Source organism: Bradyrhizobium yuanmingense, assembly GCF_029167105.1.
GTDB lineage: Bacteria > Pseudomonadota > Alphaproteobacteria > Rhizobiales > Xanthobacteraceae > Bradyrhizobium > Bradyrhizobium yuanmingense_A.
The window spans coordinates 231,948-250,495 of the sequence record NZ_JARFML010000001.1 but is presented as its reverse complement, the minus strand read 5'-3'; the positions used below and the strand labels follow the sequence as shown (position 1 = coordinate 250,495).

Sequence of the window (18,548 nt, the reverse complement as noted above, 5' to 3'; positions counted from 1 at the left end):
GATTGCCTACCAGCTCGGCAGCACCGCGCCCTTGAACTTGGTCAGGACGAACTCCTTGACCTCAGGCGTGTGGTAGCTGTCCACGAGGATCTTGACCCATGGCTTGTCCTTGTCGGCGCTGCGCACCGCGATCAGGTTGACATAGGGCCCCTTCGGGTCCTCGCGCAGGATCGGATCCTTGACCGGATCGAGGCCCGCCTGGGTTGCGTAATTGGTGTTGATCGCGGCGGCATCGACGTCGTCGAGCGCGCGCGGTGCCTGCGCCGCGTCGACCTCGATGAACTTCAGCTTCTTGGGATTGTCGGTGATGTCGAGCACGGTCGGCTTGAAGCCGGTGCCGTCTTTCAGCTTGATCACGCCCTTGTCTCGCAGCAGCAGCAGCACGCGGCCGCCATTGGTCGGATCGTTCGGGATCGAGACCTTGCCGCCAGCGGGGATATCGGCGAAGGCCTTGTGCTTCTTCGAATAGACGCCGATCGGGAAGTTCACGGTCAGGCCGACGGATTCGATCTTGTAGCCGCGGTCGGCCTTCTGATTGTCCAGGTAAGGCTGGTTCTGGAACGAATTGGCCTGGATCTCGCCGGCATCGAGCGCAGCGTTCGGCACCACGTAGTCGGAGAACTCCAGCAGCTGGATGTCGAGGCCCCGCTTGGCGGCGATCGGCTTCACGGCTTCGAGGATCTGCGCATGCGGTCCGGGCGTCACGCCGATCTTGATGGTCTCGGCCGCGGCTGCGGCGGACCATGCGGCCAGCACGGCGGAGAGAATCAGGGGAAGGCGAAACGACATCTTGGTCTCCATGGGTCTTGGGCAACGGGTCTTGGGCAACGGAACCGTATTCCCTTTTCTGCGATGCGAAATCAATGAAATGGAAATCCATATTGGCCGCGGCTCGGGGCCAGCCTTTCTCCATTCGGCCGCAAACGGGAAACGAATGCAGAGTGCGACAAAGTGCGCGCGCGTAAACCGGATGAAGCGCCGCGCAAGCAGGGCTGCTGCCGCTCGTGGCAAGAATCCCGGATTACACTTTCGTTCCATCCGCACCCGGGCCGGCGTCCTTCTCTTTGACTCCACCACGCCCGACGTGCTGAGTTAGCGCGCACTGAGCCGGTGGCGACGAAGTGGGGATCATCCAATGAACGAGAACGAAATCCGCAATCTGGTCGCAGAGGTGAAGCAAGGCACGCTGTCGCGGCGCTCGTTCATCAGGACAATGGCCGCGGTCGGAATCGCAGCGCCGATCGCGAGCCAAATCCTGGTCTGGCATGACGTCGCGATGGCTGACGCCACGCTGCCGTACAAGCCGGCCAAGGCCGGCGGCGGCGGCACGCTCAAGATGCTGCTCTGGCAGGCGCCCACCCTGCTCAATCCGCATTTCGCTCTCGGCACCAAGGACCAGATTGCCTCGCGCATCTTCTTCGAGCCGCTCGCCGGCTGGGACAAGGAGGGCAACCTGATCCCCTGCCTCGCCGCCGAGGCTCCGACCAAGGCGAACGGCGGCCTTGCGGCCGACGGCATGAGCGTGATCTGGAAGCTGAAGCGCGGCGTGACCTGGCATGACGGCAAGCCCTTCACCGCCGACGACGTCGTCTTCACCTGGCAATACGCCGCGGATCTCGCCACCGCGGCCTACACCACGGGCTCCTACAAGGACATCAAGGTCGAGAAGATCGACGACCACGCTGTCAAGGTGATCTTCCGGGCGCCGACGCCGTTCTGGGCCGATCCGTTCGTCGGCTCGGTCGGGATGATCCTGCCGAAGCATCATTTCGGCGAGTATGTCGGGGCCAAGTCGCGTGAAGCGCCGGGCAATCTGAAGCCGGTCGGCACCGGCCCGTACAAATTCGTCGAGTTCAAGCCTGGCGACATGATCCGCGCCGAGCGCAATCCCGACTATCACATCAAGAACCAGCCGCATTTCGATATGCTTGAGATCAAGGGCGGCGGCGACGCGGTGTCTGCGGCGCGCGCCGTGCTGCAGACCGGCGAATACGACTTTGCCTGGAACATGCAGGTGGAGGAGGAAGTCCTCAAGCGCATGGAGGCCGGTGGCAAGGGCAAGCTCGACATCACGCCTTCCGGCAATGTCGAGTTCATCATCCTCAACACCACGGACCCCTGGACCGAGGTCGACGGCGAGCGCTCGAGCGTCAAGACCAAGCATCCGACGCTGTCCGATCCCGCCGTTCGCCGCGCCATCAATGTCCTGATCGACCGCGATTCGATCCAGAAGTTCATCTACGGACGCGCCGCCATCGCGACCGCGAGCTTCGTCAACGCGCCGAAGCAGTTCAAGTCACCGAAGCTGAAATACGAGTTCGACATCGATAAGGCCAACAAGATCCTCGACGACGCCGGCTGGACCAGGGGCGCGGACGGCATCCGTGAGAAGGACGGCAAGAAGCTCAAATACGTATTCCAGACCTCGACCAATTCCCCGCGCCAGAAGACGCAGGCCATCATCAAGCAGGCGTGCCAGAAGGCCGGCATCGACATCGAGATCAAGGCGGTCACCGCCTCCGTGTTCTTCTCATCCGACGTCGGCAATCCCGACACCTACTCGAAATTCTACGCCGACATGGAGATGTACAACACGACGCAGCCGCAGCCAGATCCGGAGCGCCTCTTGAACCAGTGCGTGTCCTGGGAGATCGCCACCAAGGACAACAAATGGCTCGGCCGCAACAATTCGCGCTATTCCGATCCCGAAGCCGACAAGGCCTACAAGGCCGCGCAGAACGAGCTCGATCCGGTCAAGCGCGCCGCGCTGCTGATGAAGGTCGACGAGATCTTCTGCGAGGCCAACGTGTTTCTGCCCCTGCTCTCGCGCCACGTCGTCAACGCCGGCGCCAACAATTTGATGATCGACATCTCCGGCTGGGACACCATCACGTGGAACCTGGCGGCGTGGTATCGGACCTGAGGAGCCCGTGAGCGCGCTGATGGTTGCAGCGCAGCGCGGGGTTCAGAACGTGACACCGAATCCTCTCCACTGTGTGCTGCAGATCACAGCGGAATCGCGCACCATCGCCTACAACGATCGGGCATGGCCGCAAACAAGGTAACGGCGGTACGCACGAGGCTGGGAAGACAATCAACAGCTACGGACTTGCGAAGCCGCCAGGGTGAGAGCCCGGCGGCTTTTTCCTTGCTTTGCGCGCGCGGCACGTGTCACGCGGCGCTGCAGACGCGGTACCGCCCGGCGCTATGAAGCGCCCGGGCCCTTCTTCTCCTCTCGCTCTTCCTCGATCTGCCGTTCGGCTTCGAGCCAGAAGTCCAGCTCGCGATTGCCGGGACGGCCAGCCTGCTCCCAGAGCTCGTAGGCACGCGCGCGCACCTTGCCACGACGCATCATGCGAAGCAGCTTTCGTCTCAGTTCCTCGGCGAAGGTCCTGAAGCGCTGTCCGGTGGTTTCGTCCTTCACGAGCGAGGCCGCTCGCGTTGCGAGTTCGATCTGGTGCTCTAGCTTCTTCTGCTCGTCCACCGCGGAAACTGCCGTGGGAAAGGATTGTTGTCTGAGCCGTACGGACACTAAATTCCCTCCCGGATGGTCCGTTCCCTGAGGTGCAACGCTTCGGAAGTGCCCACCGTCGCACCATCACTCCACGCGGAGCGGCGGGCGCCGCTAGTGCCACGTCGTGTCGGCTTCGACGATCACCACCCTGATTTCAGGATCCTCAGTCGTGTTGCAGCTGCAGGGCATGCCCTCGCCGCAGCGACAGCCGCCGAGCTTCTCGCTCCAGACCCGGAGCGGATGGTTTTCGCAGACCCATCCGAGACCCTGGCAGAATGGGCAGGCCTTGTCGGTCACAGCGTATCTGGCGTCCGCAGCGTGTTCGACTTGTCCTCGTTGCGCAGCTCCTGCTCCGCCGCGTGCCAAAATTCGTCCTCGCGCCCTTCGGGCTTGCCCGCCTGCTCCCACAATTGGTGCGCGCGTTCTCTGATTTCTTGCTCGGTCGGCTCGGACAATTGCACCTCCTGCTTGGAAGCACGGCCCCACCCTGGGGGGTATGGGGGGCTTGGAGGCGGGGCCGTGCAGGCCAGCGATCGGCGGCGATGCTGACCCGCAGAGTCAAGTTTCGACCATGTGCAAGAGTTCCTACGCGACTGCCCGTGCCGGATGGCCGGCTTGTCCCGGGGCGTGCATGCCTTTCCACCCGGCATTGCGCCGATGTCGGATGCACGTGGGCCGTTACGTCATCCGAACCCAGACGCCATTACCTGCGGACGACTTCACCGCAGCATCGATCAACTTCACGCCGGCGAGGCCATCCTCGACCGTCGGGAAGACGACATCGGGATGCGGCTTTTCACCGGCCGCTGCCGCGCGGATGGCGCGCGCCGCCTCGGCATAGATCGTCGCGAAGCCTTCAAGGTAGCCCTCGGGGTGCCCCGATGGAATGCGGGTGATCCGACCCGCCTCGCCCGATGCGCCGGCCCCGCCGCGGGTCAGGAGCTGCCTGGGCTTGCCGTAGGGTGTGAACCAGAGGTGGTTCGGATTCTCCTGCGCCCATTCGAGGCCGCCTTTGCTGCCGTAAACGCGCAGCGTGAGCCCGTTCTCATTGCCGACGGCGACCTGGCTCGCCCACAGCATGCCCTTGGCGCCGCCCTTCCACTTGAGGAGAATTTGGACATCGTCGTCGAGCCGCCGCCCCTCGACGAAGGTCGACAATTGGGCGAGCAATTCGTCGAGCTCGAGCCCGCTGACGAAGCAGGCAAGATTGTAGGCATGGGTGCCGATGTCGCCGATGCACCCGCCGGCGCCGGACCGGGACGGGTCGGTGCGCCACGCCGCCTGCTTCTGGCCGGTGGTTTCCAATGGCTCGGTCAGCCAATCCTGCAGATACTCGACCTTGACGAGACGGATCTCGCCGAGATCGCCATTCGCGATCATGGCGCGCGCCTGCCGGACCATGGGATAGCCGGTGTAATTGTGCGTGACGACGAAGACCCTGCCGGTCTTCCTGACCAGCGCCACCAGTTCCTCGGCCTCTGCAACGGTCGTCGTCAGCGGCTTGTCGCAGATGACGTGGATGCCGGCTTCAAGGAAAGCTTTCGCGACGGGGCTGTGCAGGTGATTGGGTGTCACGATCGAGACCGCCTCGATGCCATCCGCTCTCGCCGCTTCAGCCCGCGCCATCTCCTCGAAGGAGCCATAGGCCCGGCCGTCAGCGATACCGAGCTCTTTTGCGGAAGTCTTGGCGCGAACCGGATCCGACGCGAGCGCGCCGGCGACCAGCTCGAACTGGTCGTCGATGCGCGCGGCAATGCGGTGGACGGCACCAATGAAGGCGCCCTGGCCACCGCCCACCATGCCGAGTCGGATACGACGATGGCCGCCGGTTTCGTTGCTTGCTTCGATCGCCATGTTGCACCCTCTCTTTCAGGAGATGCCGAGCATCTTGCGGTTGGCAGCCGCGTCAGCGCCGCTGCCTGCGAAATCGTCGAAGGCCTTCGCTGTCACCCGGATGATATGCTTTCGGATGAACTCGGCGCCTTCGGCCGCGCCTTGCTCAGGATGTTTCAGGGCACACTCCCACTCGAGCACCGCCCAGCTGTCGTAATCGTATTGCGTGAGCTTGGAGAAGATGGCGCCGAAATCGACCTGACCATCGCCGAGCGAGCGGAAGCGGCCGGCACGGTCGACCCAGCTCTGGAACCCGCCATAGACGCCTTGGCGACCGGTCGGATTGAATTCGGCGTCCTTGACGTGAAACGCCTTGATGCGCTGGTGGTAGATGTCGATGTAGTCGAGATAGTCGAGCTGTTGCAGCACGAAGTGCGAGGGATCGTAGAGCAGGTTCGCGCGCGGATGGTTGTTCACCCGCTCGAGGAACATTTCGTAGGAGACACCGTCGTGCAGGTCCTCGCCAGGATGGATCTCATAGGCGAGATCGACACCGTGCTCGTCGGCATGATCGAGAATGGGCAGCCAGCGCCTGGCGAGTTCGTTGAAGGCGGTCTCGATCAGGCCGGCGGGACGCTGCGGCCAGGGATAGACATAGGGCCAGGCAAGCGCGCCGGAGAAGGTCGCCTGCGCACTGAGCCCGAGCCGCCTGGACGCCAGGATGGCGCGCTTGACCTGATCGACGGCCCATTCCGTGCGCGCCTTGGGATTGCCACGCACCTCCGGCGCGGCGAAGCCGTCGAACGCCGCATCATAGGCCGGGTGAACGGCGACGAGCTGGCCTTGCAGATGGGTCGAAAGCTCGGTGATGGAAAGCCCGTGGCGCGCCACGACACCCTTCACCTCGTCGGCATAGGTCTGGGACTCCGAGGCTTTGTTCAGGTCGAAGAGCCGCCCATCCCAACTCGGGATCTGAATCCCCTTGTAGCCCAGGGATGCCGCCCATCCGCATATCGCATCGAGCGAGTTGAACGGCGCCGCATCGCCAGCGAACTGAGCGAGGAATATCGCAGGCCCTTTGATCATCTTCATCGATTGCTTCCTTCCTTGGACGTTTTGGGGCGCTTTTCCGCGCACTTGGTTCGAGGATGCCGGCCATCAAGGGAGAGAGCAATAGCGGTCTACGCAACGAGAAAAGCTCCGAACGGCCGCAGGACAGATCCAGGCCGAAGCTTCATCGCTTCTGCAACACGGTGGAAAGCGCCGGACCGTCGTTCAAGATCGAGAAGATTTCTCGCGAAGATAGATGCTCTGCAGCCTCCTCGAAGGTCTCGCTCGCATCGACCTTGGCACGGCCGACCGCCAGATTGGCGTCGACCGTGTCGGGCCTGGTGGGGCGAGGAGGCGGCAGCTGCGCGAGGTGGAAGGCCAGGAGCGCGGGGTCTTGGCGCAGCTCCACCAAGGCAGGCATGCCCCCTGCGTCAGCCGACGCGCTGAGTTCGTTCGCTCGCCGCAGGACGCGAGGCGGCTCTCGTTCTTCCGGAGTGACAAACAATCTTCCGGAGACGGGCATGGCGGTCAGCGCGCCTATGGGAACGGCGAACAGCAGCCCAACGATGACCGGCGACATCCAGAGCAGAAGTGGCAGCGAAACGGCGTAGGCGCTTGCGGCCATCGCAACACCGCACAGGGTCGGAACGCCGTATTTCCGATAGAGCTCGCGCCGCTGCACCGTGCCGTCGTCGCGCCTTTGCGTCTGCCAGCCGGCATCGCGGCCGGCGAGAATCTCGATCACCGCGATCGACTGAAAGATCATCATCACCGGCGCCATCAGCGCGGATACGATGATCTCCGCGAGAACTCCGGCCGAAGCACGCAACGCGCCGCCGAACTGGCGTCTCACCGAGCCTCGCATCCAAACGAGCACGAGGCTGAGCAGCTTCGGCAACAGCAGCAACCCCATCGTGGCGACGAACACCCAGATGGCAAGCACGGGATCCTGGGCCGGCCACGTCGGAAACAACGAGAACCCCTTCGAAAAATACTCCGGACGCACGAAGCGGGCCTGCAACGAGATCAGCATTCCCAGCAAGAGGAACAGCAGCCAGAGGGGCGCCGTCAGATATGCCCCTATCCCCACCATGAAATGCACGCGCGAGACCCAGTGGAGACCCCGCGCAGGCACTACGGCGAGATGCTGAAGATTGCCCTGACACCAGCGCCGGTCGCGCGCCGCAAAATCGAGCAGCGAAGGCGGCACCTCTTCGTAGCTTCCGCCGAGCGTCGGCAGCATGTAGATGCCCCACCCGGCGCGCCGCATCAGCGCAGCCTCGACGAAATCATGGCTGAGGATGTGCCCGCCGAACGGCTTCCGTCCCCGAAGCTGCGGCAGCGCCGCCTCTTCAGCAAACGCCCTCACCCGGATGATCGCATTGTGGCCCCAGTAATTGCCTTCGGAGCCGTGCCACCAGGCGACTCCAACGGCGATCATCGGTCCGTACAGGCGGCCCGCGAATTGCTGGATTCGGCTGAACAGGCTTCGCGCGTTGACGACCATTGGGAGCGTCTGGATGAGGCCGGCGCTCGGATTGCTCTCCATGGCATGGACCAGTCGGACGATGGTCTGCCCGCTCATGAGACTGTCGGCGTCGAGCACGATCATGAAGTCGTAGCCGCCGCCGAACCGCGTGATCCACTCCGAGATGTTCCCGGCTTTGCGCGCCGTATTCTCGGCTCGGTGGCGATAATACAGCCGTGGCGTCCCCATTGCCTGTCGCAGCGCGAGGAGCGCTTTTTCCTCGGCGACCCAGATGTCAGGATCGGTGCTGTCGCTCAGAACGTACCAGTCGAACAGCTTTCCTTGTGAGGTCGCCTCCAAGGATTCGATGATCGCACGAAGCCGCGCCGTCAATCGGTGCGGGTCTTCGTTGTAGGTGGGAAGCAACATGGCGGTGCGGCTTGCGATCGCAGGCAGCTCCGCCTCTGGGGCGAAGGCGTCCGGACGATGAGCGAGCAGCAGGAAGAAGCCGGCCAGCGCGGAGGCGAACGAGAAGGCGACCCAGGCGAGCAGGACCAGGAAGAGCGCCAGCACCATGGCTTCAAGGACGGTGACGCCGCCGACCTCCAGCACGCGATACATCTCGTATCCGCCGCCGGCCGTGAGCGCCGCCGTCGAGAGGAGGATGAGGCCGCGCCGCCATGCCATTGCGGGGGCAACCGGCGCAGGAATGCGGTCGGGTACCCGGTGTTTTCCGAGGTCGCCGGGAGTCATCGGAAGGGGGGACTCGCCCGGCAGCAGGCGCTGGGTCGCGATATCGCCGGCAATCGGCCGCGGTGCCGTGCTCAGGGCGCCCATCGGTAGACCCAGATTTCCGACAAGGGCTTGTCGCCTTCGGCCAGGAACGCCCGCAGCTCGATCGGCTCGCCTTTCACCTGGCACTGGAAGCTGAGCCGCCAGCCACCGGTGTAGGGATTGGGCTGCGTGACGATGTTCTTCACCTCGGACTTCCCCGCCGTCACCACGCCTTTGACACCGGCAGGATCGACGCCCTTGAGGTTGTCGCCGAGCAGATCGAGCACGAACAGGCGCGCGTCCTCGCCCCTCGCCCCGATCCCACTTCGCGTGAATCTGGCCAGCGAATGCGGCTTCGGGCTATCCGGCCCCCAATGCAGCCGATAGGTGTAATTGTGTTCGCCCTTGGCCTGCAGCGGGCTTTTCGGCCGCCAGAATGCGGCGATGTTGTCGTGGACCTCTTCCTTGGTCGGGATCTCGAACAGCGTGACGCCGCCCTCGCCCCAATCGCCGATCGGCTCCATCCAGAGGCTTGGGCGTTTTTCGAAGCTGGATTCGATGTCCTGGTAGGCGAAGAAGTTTCTCTCCCGCTGCATCAGCCCGAAGCCGCGCGGATTGAGATCCTGGAAGGTGCTGATCTGGAGGTCGCGAGGATTGCTGAGCGGCCGCCACAGGCTTTCGCCCTTCCCGTTGAAGATCGCAAGGCCATCGGAATCGTGGACTGAGGGGCGGAAATCGTCGATGTCGTTGCGGTCGTTCGGACCGTAGAAGAACATGCTGGTCATGGGCGCGAGACCAGCGCGCGGCATCTCGACGCGCGGGTAGACCGACATCTCGACATCGAAGACCGTCGTCTCCCCGGGGCGCACGGTGAATCGGTAGCTCGCGGCGCAGCTCTTGCTGTCGAGCAGAGCATGAATCACCAACGAGGTCGCACCCGGCGCCGGCCGCTCGAGCCAGAACGTCTTGAAAAGCGGAAATTCCTCGCCCTTGGCTTCGCCCGTATCGATCGACATCCCACGGGCGGAAAGCCCGTAGGTCTGCCCCTTGGCCACGGCGCGGAAATAGCTCGCGCCCAGGAAGACGCATACCTCGTCGTAATAGTCGGGACGGTTCATCGGCGCATGGATGCGGAAGCCGGCGAATCCGAGATCGCTGTCCTCGAACGGCGGGACTTTCTCGCCAAAGGAGAAGTCCGCCTTGCGGTACTTGAGCTCGGATGCCTTTCCGTCCGCGACCTCGAAGATGTTCACCCTGTTCTTGTAGAAAAAGCCGCGGTGGAAGAACTGCGCTTCGAACGGAAGATTCTTGCCGCGCCAGAGCGCCCGCTCGGGCAAAAAGCGGATCGAACGATACTGATCGTAATCCAGGTCCTTCAGTCCGCTCGGGAGCTTCTCGTCCGGCGCCTCGTAGGGCTTGCTCGCCAGCATCCGCGCCAGGTCCCGCACGGTGGACGGCCCGAACGCATCCGATGGGGCGGCCAAGCTGCGTCGGGAAGCAAGCAGCAAAGCCGGCAGCAACGCCGACCCTTGAACAAGCTGGCGTCGGTTCACGTGCTCTCCCTGCTCGCTACTGCTGCCCCGGCCAAGCAAACGACCATCACGCCCGCGAGTTCCAACCGGGCCCAGTTCCACCCTCGCACGGCGCCAGCGTGAGATCGCCGGCTGATTGCGACATGGCTTCGCATCCTCGCGACGACTTTCGCCCGAGCTTTGCTTCGTCGCTCCACCCTCTGAAAGCCAAGAGGGCGCAAGAAAGGCCGGGTGCTGACAACGCACCCGCGGTCTGCTGCGCGAAAGGCACGCGCAGGAAAACCGTACAGCCGCGCAAAACAACGCCGCCATTTAATGGTTGCTACGGCTGCCGGTTCCGGGCGGGATCGCGGGCTACCACCTCCTCCGCACGCTCCGGATATCTCCTTAGGTGATGGCCCCAAATTTCGATGGGAAAGTTGATGCCTTAGAAAGCAATCACCAGCACGCGCCGGGAAGGGGCCTGCAATGAATCACTCGATCTACAGCGCGGACAGGGCAACGCACCTGAAGGTGGTCATCGCCGGACTGCTTGGCGGGATCATGATCGTCGCGGCGGCCCTCGCCTTCCACCTGACCCATCCTGACATCAACGTGCAGACGACGAGCAGCCTGGCTGTTTACAAGGCCCACCCGATCCAAAGTCCGATCAAGCTGGCACAACGTTAGTCGAACGCGGATGCTGGAGGATATCCAGACGACCAACGAGGCAATCAAGGGGTTGATGCTGCTCGCGATGTATGGCGTGCTCGAACTCGCGCTTTATTTCTCGTCGATCGGCAGGCCTGCCAAGCAGCCGGCCCGTGCGGCGCACGGACGCGCCTCTAATTCCGGCCCTACCGACCGTTGGCCCGAAGACTAGGGACGATCTCGCGATCCGAGGCACGCCTGTGAGCGACGCCTAAGCCAGATGCCAGTCGGCGTGCGTCCCCTGGAAGATCATCTGGCTTCCCGCAGTGCTGATCGAGGGGTCGGGCGCCCGGCCCCCGCGTCGAAACCCACCACCACGACATCGTTGCCGCTGCCGTGCAGAGACCATGAAAGCGTCGGCGCCGCCATGTCTCCGCCATAGAGACTGTCGTCCCCGTCGTCGAGCTTGGAATTCAATTATACTTTGAATACTGATCAACTCGTAAAGTATTGAGCTATCTTTTCGATCATCTATACTAGTATTACTTATACGGGAGCTTCACGATGACCTATTCTATCTCGGCGCGTTGCCCGGAGACCGGCGCATTCGGCATCGCCATCACGTCGTCCAGTATTGCGGTGCCGGCGCGCTGCGCGTGGGTCGGGCCTTTGGGCCTCGTGGTGTCGCAGAATGTGACCGACCCGGCGCTCGGCCCGACCGGTCTTGCGCTGCTGCGCCAGGGACTCGGTGCGGCTGCCGTCCTCAACAGCCTCACGCTCGGCACACCGCAGCCAGCATGGCGACAGGTCGGCGTGATCGATCGTTACGGTCAGGTGGCCTGGCATTCCGGCGCTCAGGCATTGGCCGTTGCGGCAATTGCCGAAGGCGCCGGCTGCCTCGCGCTTGGCAATCTGCTCGCCGACGACAAGGTGCCCAGCACGATGATTGCGCGGTTCGAGGCAACCGCTGGCCAGCCGCTGGCGGAGCGGTTGATGTCGGCGCTCGAAGCCGGCCTCGATGCCGGCGGTGAGACCGACGACGAGCATGCGGCGGGCCTTCATGTCGCTCACCTCTTCGACTGGCCGGTCGTCGACCTGCGTGTCGACTGGCACGACGCGCCGATCGGCGAGCTGCGCGCGTTGTGGGAGCGCTATCGGCCGCAACAGACAGACTATGTCGCGCGCGCGAAGAATCCGGCTGCGGCGCCGTCGTTCTAGGTAGGGACGCATCACGGCGCCTCGCCCGGCGGAAACGCCACGATGTCGTCGGAGCCGATCGACAATCCGATCTCGGCTCCGACCGGACAGGACGACAGCCCCGCAATACCCGGCGACCGCAGCAAAATAGGATCGCGCGCGCTCCCTGGCGCATCGATATAGAGATCGACATGGCCGCCCTGGAACACCTGCGTCGTCACAGTGCCAGGCAGCGATCCCGATGCCCCTCGCGACGTCACGGATAGATGTTCCGGCCGTACGAAGACATCCACGGAACCGCCAATGGCCACTTCGGCAATCGTTGCGGCAGGAACGCTCGCGCGCACCTCGCCGATCGAGACCACCGCGGCATCGCCGCTCCGCTCGACGAGCCGACCATTGAGAACGTTGGCATCACCCACGAAGGACGCGACGAAGCGATCGGCGGGACGACGATAGATCTCGTCAGGAGCGGCGATCTGGCGGATGCGTCCGGCCGACATCACCGCGATGCGATCCGACATCGACAGCGCCTCGCCCTGGTCATGGGTAACAAAGATCGTGGTGACGCCGAGCTCGCGCTGAATCTGCTTGAGCTCGACCTGCATGGAACCACGCAGATTCTTGTCGAGCGCGGAGAACGGCTCATCCAGCAGCAGCACCTTCGGCCTGATCACGAGCGCGCGCGCGAGCGCGACACGCTGCTGCTGACCACCCGACAGCTGCCGGGGCTTGCGGTCTGAGAAGCCGGAGAGCTTGACCAGAGCCAGCGCCTCGTCGACACGACGCGCCATCTCCTTCTTGTCGACACCGCGGGTCTTCAGTCCATAAGCGACGTTCTTCGCGACGCTCATGTGCGGAAACAACGCATAGTTCTGAAACACGATGCCGATCTCGCGCATGTGCGCCGGCGTTTCCGTGACCAGAGCGCCTTCAATAAAGATCTCGCCACCGTCCGCTTCGAGGAAGCCCGCAACGAGATTGAGCAGCGTGGTCTTTCCGCAACCCGACGGCCCCAGCAAGGTCATGAACTCGCTGGACCGGATCTTCAGCCAGGCCTCATGCAACGCGATGGAATCGCCGAAGCGCTTGGTGACGCCGTCGAGCTGCACGGCCGGACGGGCTTTGTCGCTTCCCGCGACTGACGTGTTCGCAGCCATCTGATTAGTGCGCATCAACATTCAGGATTCTTCCGAGGCCCAGGACGGAATTGGCGATCGTAAGCAAGGTCGCAGTCACGACGATGTAGATGACCGACAGGGCGGCCAGTGTGGGATCCGCGAATTCGCGGACGTAATTGTACATGGCGACCGGCAGCGTCTGCGTGGCCTGGCTGCTGACGAACAGGGTCGCCGTGAACTCGTTGAAGGATAGAATTGCTGCGAATAGCCAGCCGCTCAGCAAACCCGGAATCAAAAGCGGAATCGTCACGGTGAACAGGATCCGCAGCGGCGTGGCGCCAAGGCTGGACGCCGCCAGTTCGAGCCGGATGTCGAGATTCTCCAGCGAGATGTAAGTGCTGCGCATCACGAAAGGCAGCACCATGACCACATGGGCGAAGATGACGAGCGGAAAGCCGCGCTCGACATTGGTCTGCGAGGCGAGAATCAGAACGCCGAGGCCGATTGTGTAGTGCGGAATGATCAGCGGCGACAGCAAAATGCCTTCGAGAAGATCCCTGAGCGCGAATTTGTAGCGGTGAATGGCGAAGGCGAAGGCCGATCCGACCACCAGCGCAATGCTGGACGCCCATACCGTCACCGCCAGGCCATTCCAGAAGCCCTTGGCGAAATCGGCATAGGAGAACGCGCGCCAGAACCAGCGCAGCGACCATGATTGCGGCGGAAACGCCAAGATCGCACGGTCGTTGAAGGCCGAAATCGCCACCACGATGCCCGGCAGCAGCACGAACAGGAGAACGGTGGCGACGAGGACGCGTCCCGACCAACGAAGCAGCAGGGTACCGGGAGAGCGCTTCATGTCGTGCTCGCCATACGCTCGAGTGGGCGCGCGGCCTTCCTCAGCAGGGCGATCACGGCCAGCGACAATGCGAGGCCAATGATGGAGAGACTGGCAGCAAAGGGGAAATTGAAGGACGAGAAGCCGAGCTGATAGATCAGCGTCGACACGGTACTGACCCGCCCGCCGCCGATCAGCTGCGGCGTCGCGAAAGCACTGAACGTCCATGCGAAGGCCGTGGAGAAGCCGGCGACGATTCCAGGCATCGACAGCGGCAGGGTAATGGTGAGGAAAACGCGGACCGGACCGGCACCGAGGCTTTCGGCGGCCTTCTCGTAGTTGCGGTCGATATGCGAAAGCGCCGCGGCCAGCATGATCACCATGATCGGCATGGTCACATGCACCAGCGCGGCGACCACGCCGCCGGCGGTGAACATCATCTGCACCGGACGATCCAGCAGGCCGAGCTTGAGCAACAGCGTATTCAGAAAGCCGTTACTGCCGAGCACGATCATCCACGAATAGGTCCGCACGACCTCGCCGAGAAACAGCGGCGTGACCGACACGATCAGAATGAAGGAGCGCAGCGCCGAGCTATTGGTGCGCACCAGCGCATAAGCCAGCGGATAGGCCAGGATAAGCGTGAACACCGCCGTCTCGAAACACAACAACACTGTATTCCAGAATGCCAACGCATAGAGCGGCCGCAGCATGGCCGCGAAATTCTGCCACGTGAACCCACCGACTTCGAGCGAGCCTGGAATGTAGGCCCGGACGCTATACTGAAAGACGGCCAGCATCGCCGCGATGAGACCCACAGCGACGAGGCCGGCCGGCGAAACGAACCAACCCAGAAACGGACGTGTGTTCATGGACAAACTCGACGTGGGCAAACTCACAGCGATGGTCACGATCCGGCCGTATCAGCCGGATCGTGACCAGGACCGTGTTATGGAGCCATAATGTTCTCGGTGAACCACTTGCGCCAGGTACCGGTCTTTTCGGCACGCAGCTTGGCGTCGATCACCAGGCTCTGCTTCGCCCACTGATCCGGCGTGGAGAAGACACCGGTCAAAGCAGCGATCTCCGGCTTGAGCTTGGCATTGTCGACCACCGGGCTGCCCTTCTTCAGTTCGGCGATCCTGGCCTGCACTTCCGGGTCGAGGGCGATGTTCATGAACTTGTAGGCCAGCTCCGCCTTGGTCGAACCCTTGGTGATGGCCATGGTGTCGATACCGAGCACCGCGCCCTCCTTCGGGATCACGAGCTTGATCGGCACGCCCTGGTTCTGCATGTAATAGGCATTCATCGACAGCACGACCTGGACCGGCGTCTCGCCTGTGGCGAACAGCTGCTGGCTGTTGGCGTCGTTGGTGTAGAAGGCCTTGTAGTTCGGCTTCAGCGCCTTCATCTTGGCTTCGCCGACTTCCCAATTCGCAGCATCACCGCCAGATAGCTTGGCCGCGACGACCATCACATGACTCGGGTCGAAATCGGGCGACGAGATCATACCCTTGAGCGCAGGATTCCACAGGCCCTCCCAGCTATCGAAGCTGACGCCCTTGGGTAGCCGGTCAGGCAGATAGCCGATGGTGTAGACATAGGCCCAGGCGCCAACGTGGTACGGACTGATCTTGGCTTGCCCGACCAGATGGCTGGCATTCGGAATCTTCGCCATGTCGAGCTTCTCGAACAGATTGTCGTTGGCATAGAGCCAGCCGACATGGGCCGTCGTGAAGGTGACGTCGCTCTCGGGCTTGGCTGCAGCGAGCTTGGCCTGATTCAGCCGGTCGATCGTGCCGCCGGTGATGTATTCGACCTTGACGCCGGTCTCGGCGGTGAACTTCTTCGCGATCGCCTCATCGATCAGATCGCGGAAACTTCCACCCCAGGTGCTGACGATCAGCTTCTCCTGGGCGGATGCCGGCGCGCCGATCGCAAGCGTCGACAGCAACATCACTGCAGTAAACTTCAAGACGCGCTTCATCTCGGAACCTCATGAGAATTATGACGCCGATAAAAAAGCAAACGCCATGCCAAGCGAAACGAATTCAGCAATATTTTCAAGTATTTACAGCGCAAGAGACTCCGTTGACCTTTCATTCGAAAGATCCGGCTGCAAAACTTCGTAGCTATACTTCGGCGTCGAAAATCTACGCGGTGCTACGTCGGAATTTCCGCGATGATGTCGATTTCCATCAGGTATTCGGGCTTGGCGAGCCCCTGAACGATGATTCCGGTCGAAACCGGGTAGACGCCCTTCAACCACTTGCCGACAACCCGATAGACCGGCTCGCGATAGGCGCGATCGGTGATGTAGATGACGATCTTCACCACGTCCTGCAGACTCGAACCCGCCTCTTCAAGCAGCACCTTGGCGCACAACATGGCATTTTCAGTCTGCGCAGCGGCATCGCCGATGCCGACGATCTTGCCGTCGAGGTCCATCGCCGTCTGGCCACGCACGTAAACGGTGTTGTTGGCACGCACCACCATGCAGACATCGTTGTCGAGGTTCTGCTCGGGATAGGCATCTTTGGTATTGAATTTGCGGAAACGCTGATGGGTCATGAACCAAATCCTCAGGCGGCAGCGAGACGACGGAATGTGCGATCGCAGAAGATCAAAGGACGCGCAGCTTGTTTGCGGACACTCAGCACTTCGCCGGTGACGATGCGATGCGAGCCGAAATCGAACAGGCTGGCGACGCGGCAATCGAAATTGCACAACGCACCATCGAGCGCTGGCGCTCCGGTGAGCAGTTCCGACCAAGCGCCGGCGAGAAAGCGGTTGTCGCGCAGTTCGGGGATCAGCCCGGCGAAGCTGCTGGCGACACGCTCCTGCGTATCTGACAGAACATTGGCGACGAACACGCCATTGGCGAGCAGCAGAGCGAGACCGCGATTGTCGCGGTGAACGCTGAACACCACCGACGGCGGCTCCATCGATAGCGAGCACAACGACGAGACCGTGACACCGGCCCGGCCGGCCTCACCATCCGTCGTCACCACCGCGACGCCCGACGCAGTCGTCCGCATCGCGTCGCGAAATTCATCGACGGCGACGACGTCATGCGACGCGCGGCTCACGATTGTCCCCCGTCGATACGGTCCGACAGCCCCGCCGACTTCTTCACGAAGTCGAGCGGTCCGGCGAAGTCGAAGCTGTTGTAGACGGCAGCCAGATGGTTGAAGTGCGGCGCCTGCGCGAACTGCACGAAGGTCAGGCGGTGTCCGGCATAGTCGGAGTTCAACAGATCGCGCGCGAAAGCGAGCAGCTTGCGGCGATCGTCGGCCTGCCACTGCTCATTGAGCGAATAGAACTTGTTCAGCCACTTGCCGCTGCCTTCAGCCTCAAACGCATCGGCATTCGGCGTGATGCAGATCTGGCCGCCGCAGAGCTCGCGGGCGATGTGCATCATTGCCGGAAGCTGCGAACAGGCAAACACGCGGCCGGCATAGAGCATCGATTGCTGCGGCATCAGAAGTCCGCCGGGACTCTTCTCCGCCATAGCGATCGAGGCGGTGAGATGCGCGTTGATGCCTTCGCGATAACAAACGAGATCGGCGAGCTTCTCACGCACCGATTGCAGCTTGTCCAGACCGGTCTGCTTGGCATTCCACATCGCCGCGCCGATCATCATGTCAGCCGTGTAGAGCAACCGCAGCACATAGGGGAATGCCGAATAGCGGTGCAGTGTCGAGCGCACGAACTGCGCCGCACGGGTATGACGATAGAAGAATACGTCCTCCCACGGGATCAGAACGTCGTCGAAGACGACCAGCGCCTCGACTTCGTCGAAGCGGTTGGAGAGCGGATAATCCTTGGCGCTGCCGCGATTGGCGAAGCCGGAGCGGCAAATATGCTTGACGCCCGGCGCGCCCATCTTGACGATGCAGCCCACCGCGTAGTCGGACAGCTTTTCGTTCGCCCAGGCACCGACGGTCGGCTTCAGATAGGCCTGATCGGCATAGGGGGCCGCAGTTTCATATTTCGCGCCGCGAATGATGATGCCCGCATCGGTCTCGCGGGTAACGTGAACCATCAGGTCGGGATCCTGCTGCTGCGGCGGCAGCGAGCGATCGCCCTTCGGGTCGGTATTGGCCGAGACGTGGAAAACGTCCTTTTCGACCACGGCGCGGATATGCCGGTCGATATTGGGGGCGAAGCGCGAATCGATCTCGGCCAGCACGTCGCGCCCATCGCTGAGCGACCACATCTCGCCGATCGTCTCGTCGCCCACGCGGGTGACGACTCCCCCGATATCCTTCATCACATGGTCGACAGCCTTGATCTTGTCGTGCCAGTCCTTCGGTTCCGTCGGCGGCCGGTAGAAGATCGAATACTTCTCATTGCCTTCGACATAGGTCAGATCGCCGCTGTAACGCTCTTCCCGCGCCATGTCGTACATGCGGGCCTTGATATCGATGATCGGCTTCAGCGCGGGATGGGTGGTCACATCGTTGACGCGCTCGCCATCGACCCAGACCTCGCGACCATCGCGAATGCCCTGTTTGTACTCTTCGCCCGTGCGGATCATTCATCGGCTCCTGTTCGACTGGACGACAGGGTGCCGGAGTGCCTATCATAA

The 18,548-nt window shown here is 62.6% G+C and carries 19 protein-coding genes; 4 read left to right on the top strand and 15 right to left on the bottom strand.

The genetic code is table 11. The features are described from left to right. Window positions 1–6: 6 nt before the first annotated feature. Window positions 7–801 (bottom strand): MetQ/NlpA family ABC transporter substrate-binding protein, encoded by a 795-nt coding sequence (locus tag P0R31_RS01235; protein ID WP_275512751.1) that lies wholly within the window; start codon window positions 799–801, stop codon window positions 7–9. A gap of 334 nt (window positions 802–1,135) precedes the next feature. On the opposite strand from P0R31_RS01235, the gene P0R31_RS01230 reads away from it, so the two are divergent. Further along, a complete protein-coding gene (locus P0R31_RS01230) occupies window positions 1,136–2,923 on the top strand; it encodes a peptide ABC transporter substrate-binding protein (RefSeq protein WP_275512506.1) in 1,788 nt (595 codons plus the stop codon). Between the two features lie 282 nt (window positions 2,924–3,205). Here the strand turns inward: P0R31_RS01230 and P0R31_RS01225 are convergent, their stop codons facing one another. The 7 genes from P0R31_RS01225 to P0R31_RS01195 form a co-directional block, all read right to left on the bottom strand. Beyond that, on the bottom strand, window positions 3,206–3,532 hold the full coding sequence (locus P0R31_RS01225) for a DUF2934 domain-containing protein (protein WP_275512505.1): 327 nt from the start codon (window positions 3,530–3,532) through the stop codon (window positions 3,206–3,208). A gap of 93 nt (window positions 3,533–3,625) precedes the next feature. Continuing rightward, window positions 3,626–3,811, bottom strand: coding sequence for a hypothetical protein (locus P0R31_RS01220; protein ID WP_275512504.1), 186 nt, complete (start codon window positions 3,809–3,811; stop codon window positions 3,626–3,628). Continuing rightward, window positions 3,808–3,969 (bottom strand): DUF2934 domain-containing protein, encoded by a 162-nt coding sequence (locus tag P0R31_RS01215; protein WP_275512503.1) that lies wholly within the window; start codon window positions 3,967–3,969, stop codon window positions 3,808–3,810. Before P0R31_RS01215 ends, P0R31_RS01220 begins: the two co-directional genes overlap by 4 nt. A gap of 223 nt (window positions 3,970–4,192) precedes the next feature. Then, window positions 4,193–5,368, bottom strand: coding sequence for a Gfo/Idh/MocA family protein (locus P0R31_RS01210; RefSeq protein WP_275512502.1), 1,176 nt, complete (start codon window positions 5,366–5,368; stop codon window positions 4,193–4,195). A 15-nt stretch (window positions 5,369–5,383) separates the two neighbouring features. Then, complete coding sequence (locus tag P0R31_RS01205; RefSeq protein ID WP_275512501.1) at window positions 5,384–6,439, bottom strand: sugar phosphate isomerase/epimerase family protein; 1,056 nt, start codon at window positions 6,437–6,439, stop codon at window positions 5,384–5,386. A 142-nt stretch (window positions 6,440–6,581) separates the two neighbouring features. After that, a complete protein-coding gene (mdoH, locus tag P0R31_RS01200) occupies window positions 6,582–8,702 on the bottom strand; it encodes a glucans biosynthesis glucosyltransferase MdoH (protein ID WP_275512500.1) in 2,121 nt (706 codons plus the stop codon). Further along, window positions 8,690–10,192: a glucan biosynthesis protein G gene (locus P0R31_RS01195; protein WP_275512499.1), complete on the bottom strand. Its 1,503-nt coding sequence runs from the start codon at window positions 10,190–10,192 to the stop codon at window positions 8,690–8,692. Before P0R31_RS01195 ends, mdoH begins: the two co-directional genes overlap by 13 nt. Before the next feature lie 447 nt (window positions 10,193–10,639). Here P0R31_RS01195 and P0R31_RS01190 point away from each other — a divergent pair, with 447 nt between their 5' ends. From P0R31_RS01190 to P0R31_RS01180, 3 genes are all read left to right on the top strand, one after another. Beyond that, on the top strand, window positions 10,640–10,840 hold the full coding sequence (locus P0R31_RS01190; protein ID WP_275512498.1) for a hypothetical protein: 201 nt from the start codon (window positions 10,640–10,642) through the stop codon (window positions 10,838–10,840). Window positions 10,841–10,850: 10 nt separating this feature from the next. Then, a complete protein-coding gene (locus tag P0R31_RS01185) occupies window positions 10,851–11,033 on the top strand; it encodes a hypothetical protein (RefSeq protein WP_275512497.1) in 183 nt (60 codons plus the stop codon). A gap of 332 nt (window positions 11,034–11,365) precedes the next feature. After that, window positions 11,366–12,019: a DUF1028 domain-containing protein gene (locus tag P0R31_RS01180; protein WP_275512496.1), complete on the top strand. Its 654-nt coding sequence runs from the start codon at window positions 11,366–11,368 to the stop codon at window positions 12,017–12,019. 11 nt (window positions 12,020–12,030) lie between these two features. Here the strand turns inward: P0R31_RS01180 and P0R31_RS01175 are convergent, their stop codons facing one another. From P0R31_RS01175 to P0R31_RS01145, 7 genes are all read right to left on the bottom strand, one after another. Next, window positions 12,031–13,179, bottom strand: coding sequence for an ABC transporter ATP-binding protein (locus P0R31_RS01175; RefSeq protein ID WP_275512495.1), 1,149 nt, complete (start codon window positions 13,177–13,179; stop codon window positions 12,031–12,033). After that, the gene (locus P0R31_RS01170; RefSeq protein WP_275512494.1) at window positions 13,163–13,978 is read right to left on the bottom strand and encodes an ABC transporter permease; all 816 of its coding nucleotides are present in this window, start codon (window positions 13,976–13,978) and stop codon (window positions 13,163–13,165) included. Before P0R31_RS01170 ends, P0R31_RS01175 begins: the two co-directional genes overlap by 17 nt. After that, window positions 13,975–14,868 carry an ABC transporter permease gene (locus P0R31_RS01165; RefSeq protein WP_275512493.1) on the bottom strand — a complete coding sequence of 298 codons (894 nt, stop codon included), beginning with the start codon at window positions 14,866–14,868 and terminating at the stop codon, window positions 13,975–13,977. Before P0R31_RS01165 ends, P0R31_RS01170 begins: the two co-directional genes overlap by 4 nt. A 38-nt stretch (window positions 14,869–14,906) precedes the next feature. Continuing rightward, window positions 14,907–15,944: an ABC transporter substrate-binding protein gene (locus P0R31_RS01160; RefSeq protein WP_275512492.1), complete on the bottom strand. Its 1,038-nt coding sequence runs from the start codon at window positions 15,942–15,944 to the stop codon at window positions 14,907–14,909. Between the two features lie 176 nt (window positions 15,945–16,120). Continuing rightward, a complete protein-coding gene (locus tag P0R31_RS01155) occupies window positions 16,121–16,528 on the bottom strand; it encodes a RidA family protein (protein WP_275512491.1) in 408 nt (135 codons plus the stop codon). An 11-nt stretch (window positions 16,529–16,539) separates the two neighbouring features. Further along, window positions 16,540–17,046, bottom strand: coding sequence for a flavin reductase family protein (locus P0R31_RS01150; protein WP_275512490.1), 507 nt, complete (start codon window positions 17,044–17,046; stop codon window positions 16,540–16,542). Continuing rightward, entirely contained in the window at window positions 17,043–18,497 is a 1,455-nt protein-coding gene (locus P0R31_RS01145; protein WP_275512489.1) for a 4-hydroxyphenylacetate 3-hydroxylase family protein, read from the bottom strand. The genes P0R31_RS01150 and P0R31_RS01145 overlap by 4 nt, the downstream gene beginning before the upstream one ends. Between the last annotated feature and the right edge of the window lie 51 nt (window positions 18,498–18,548).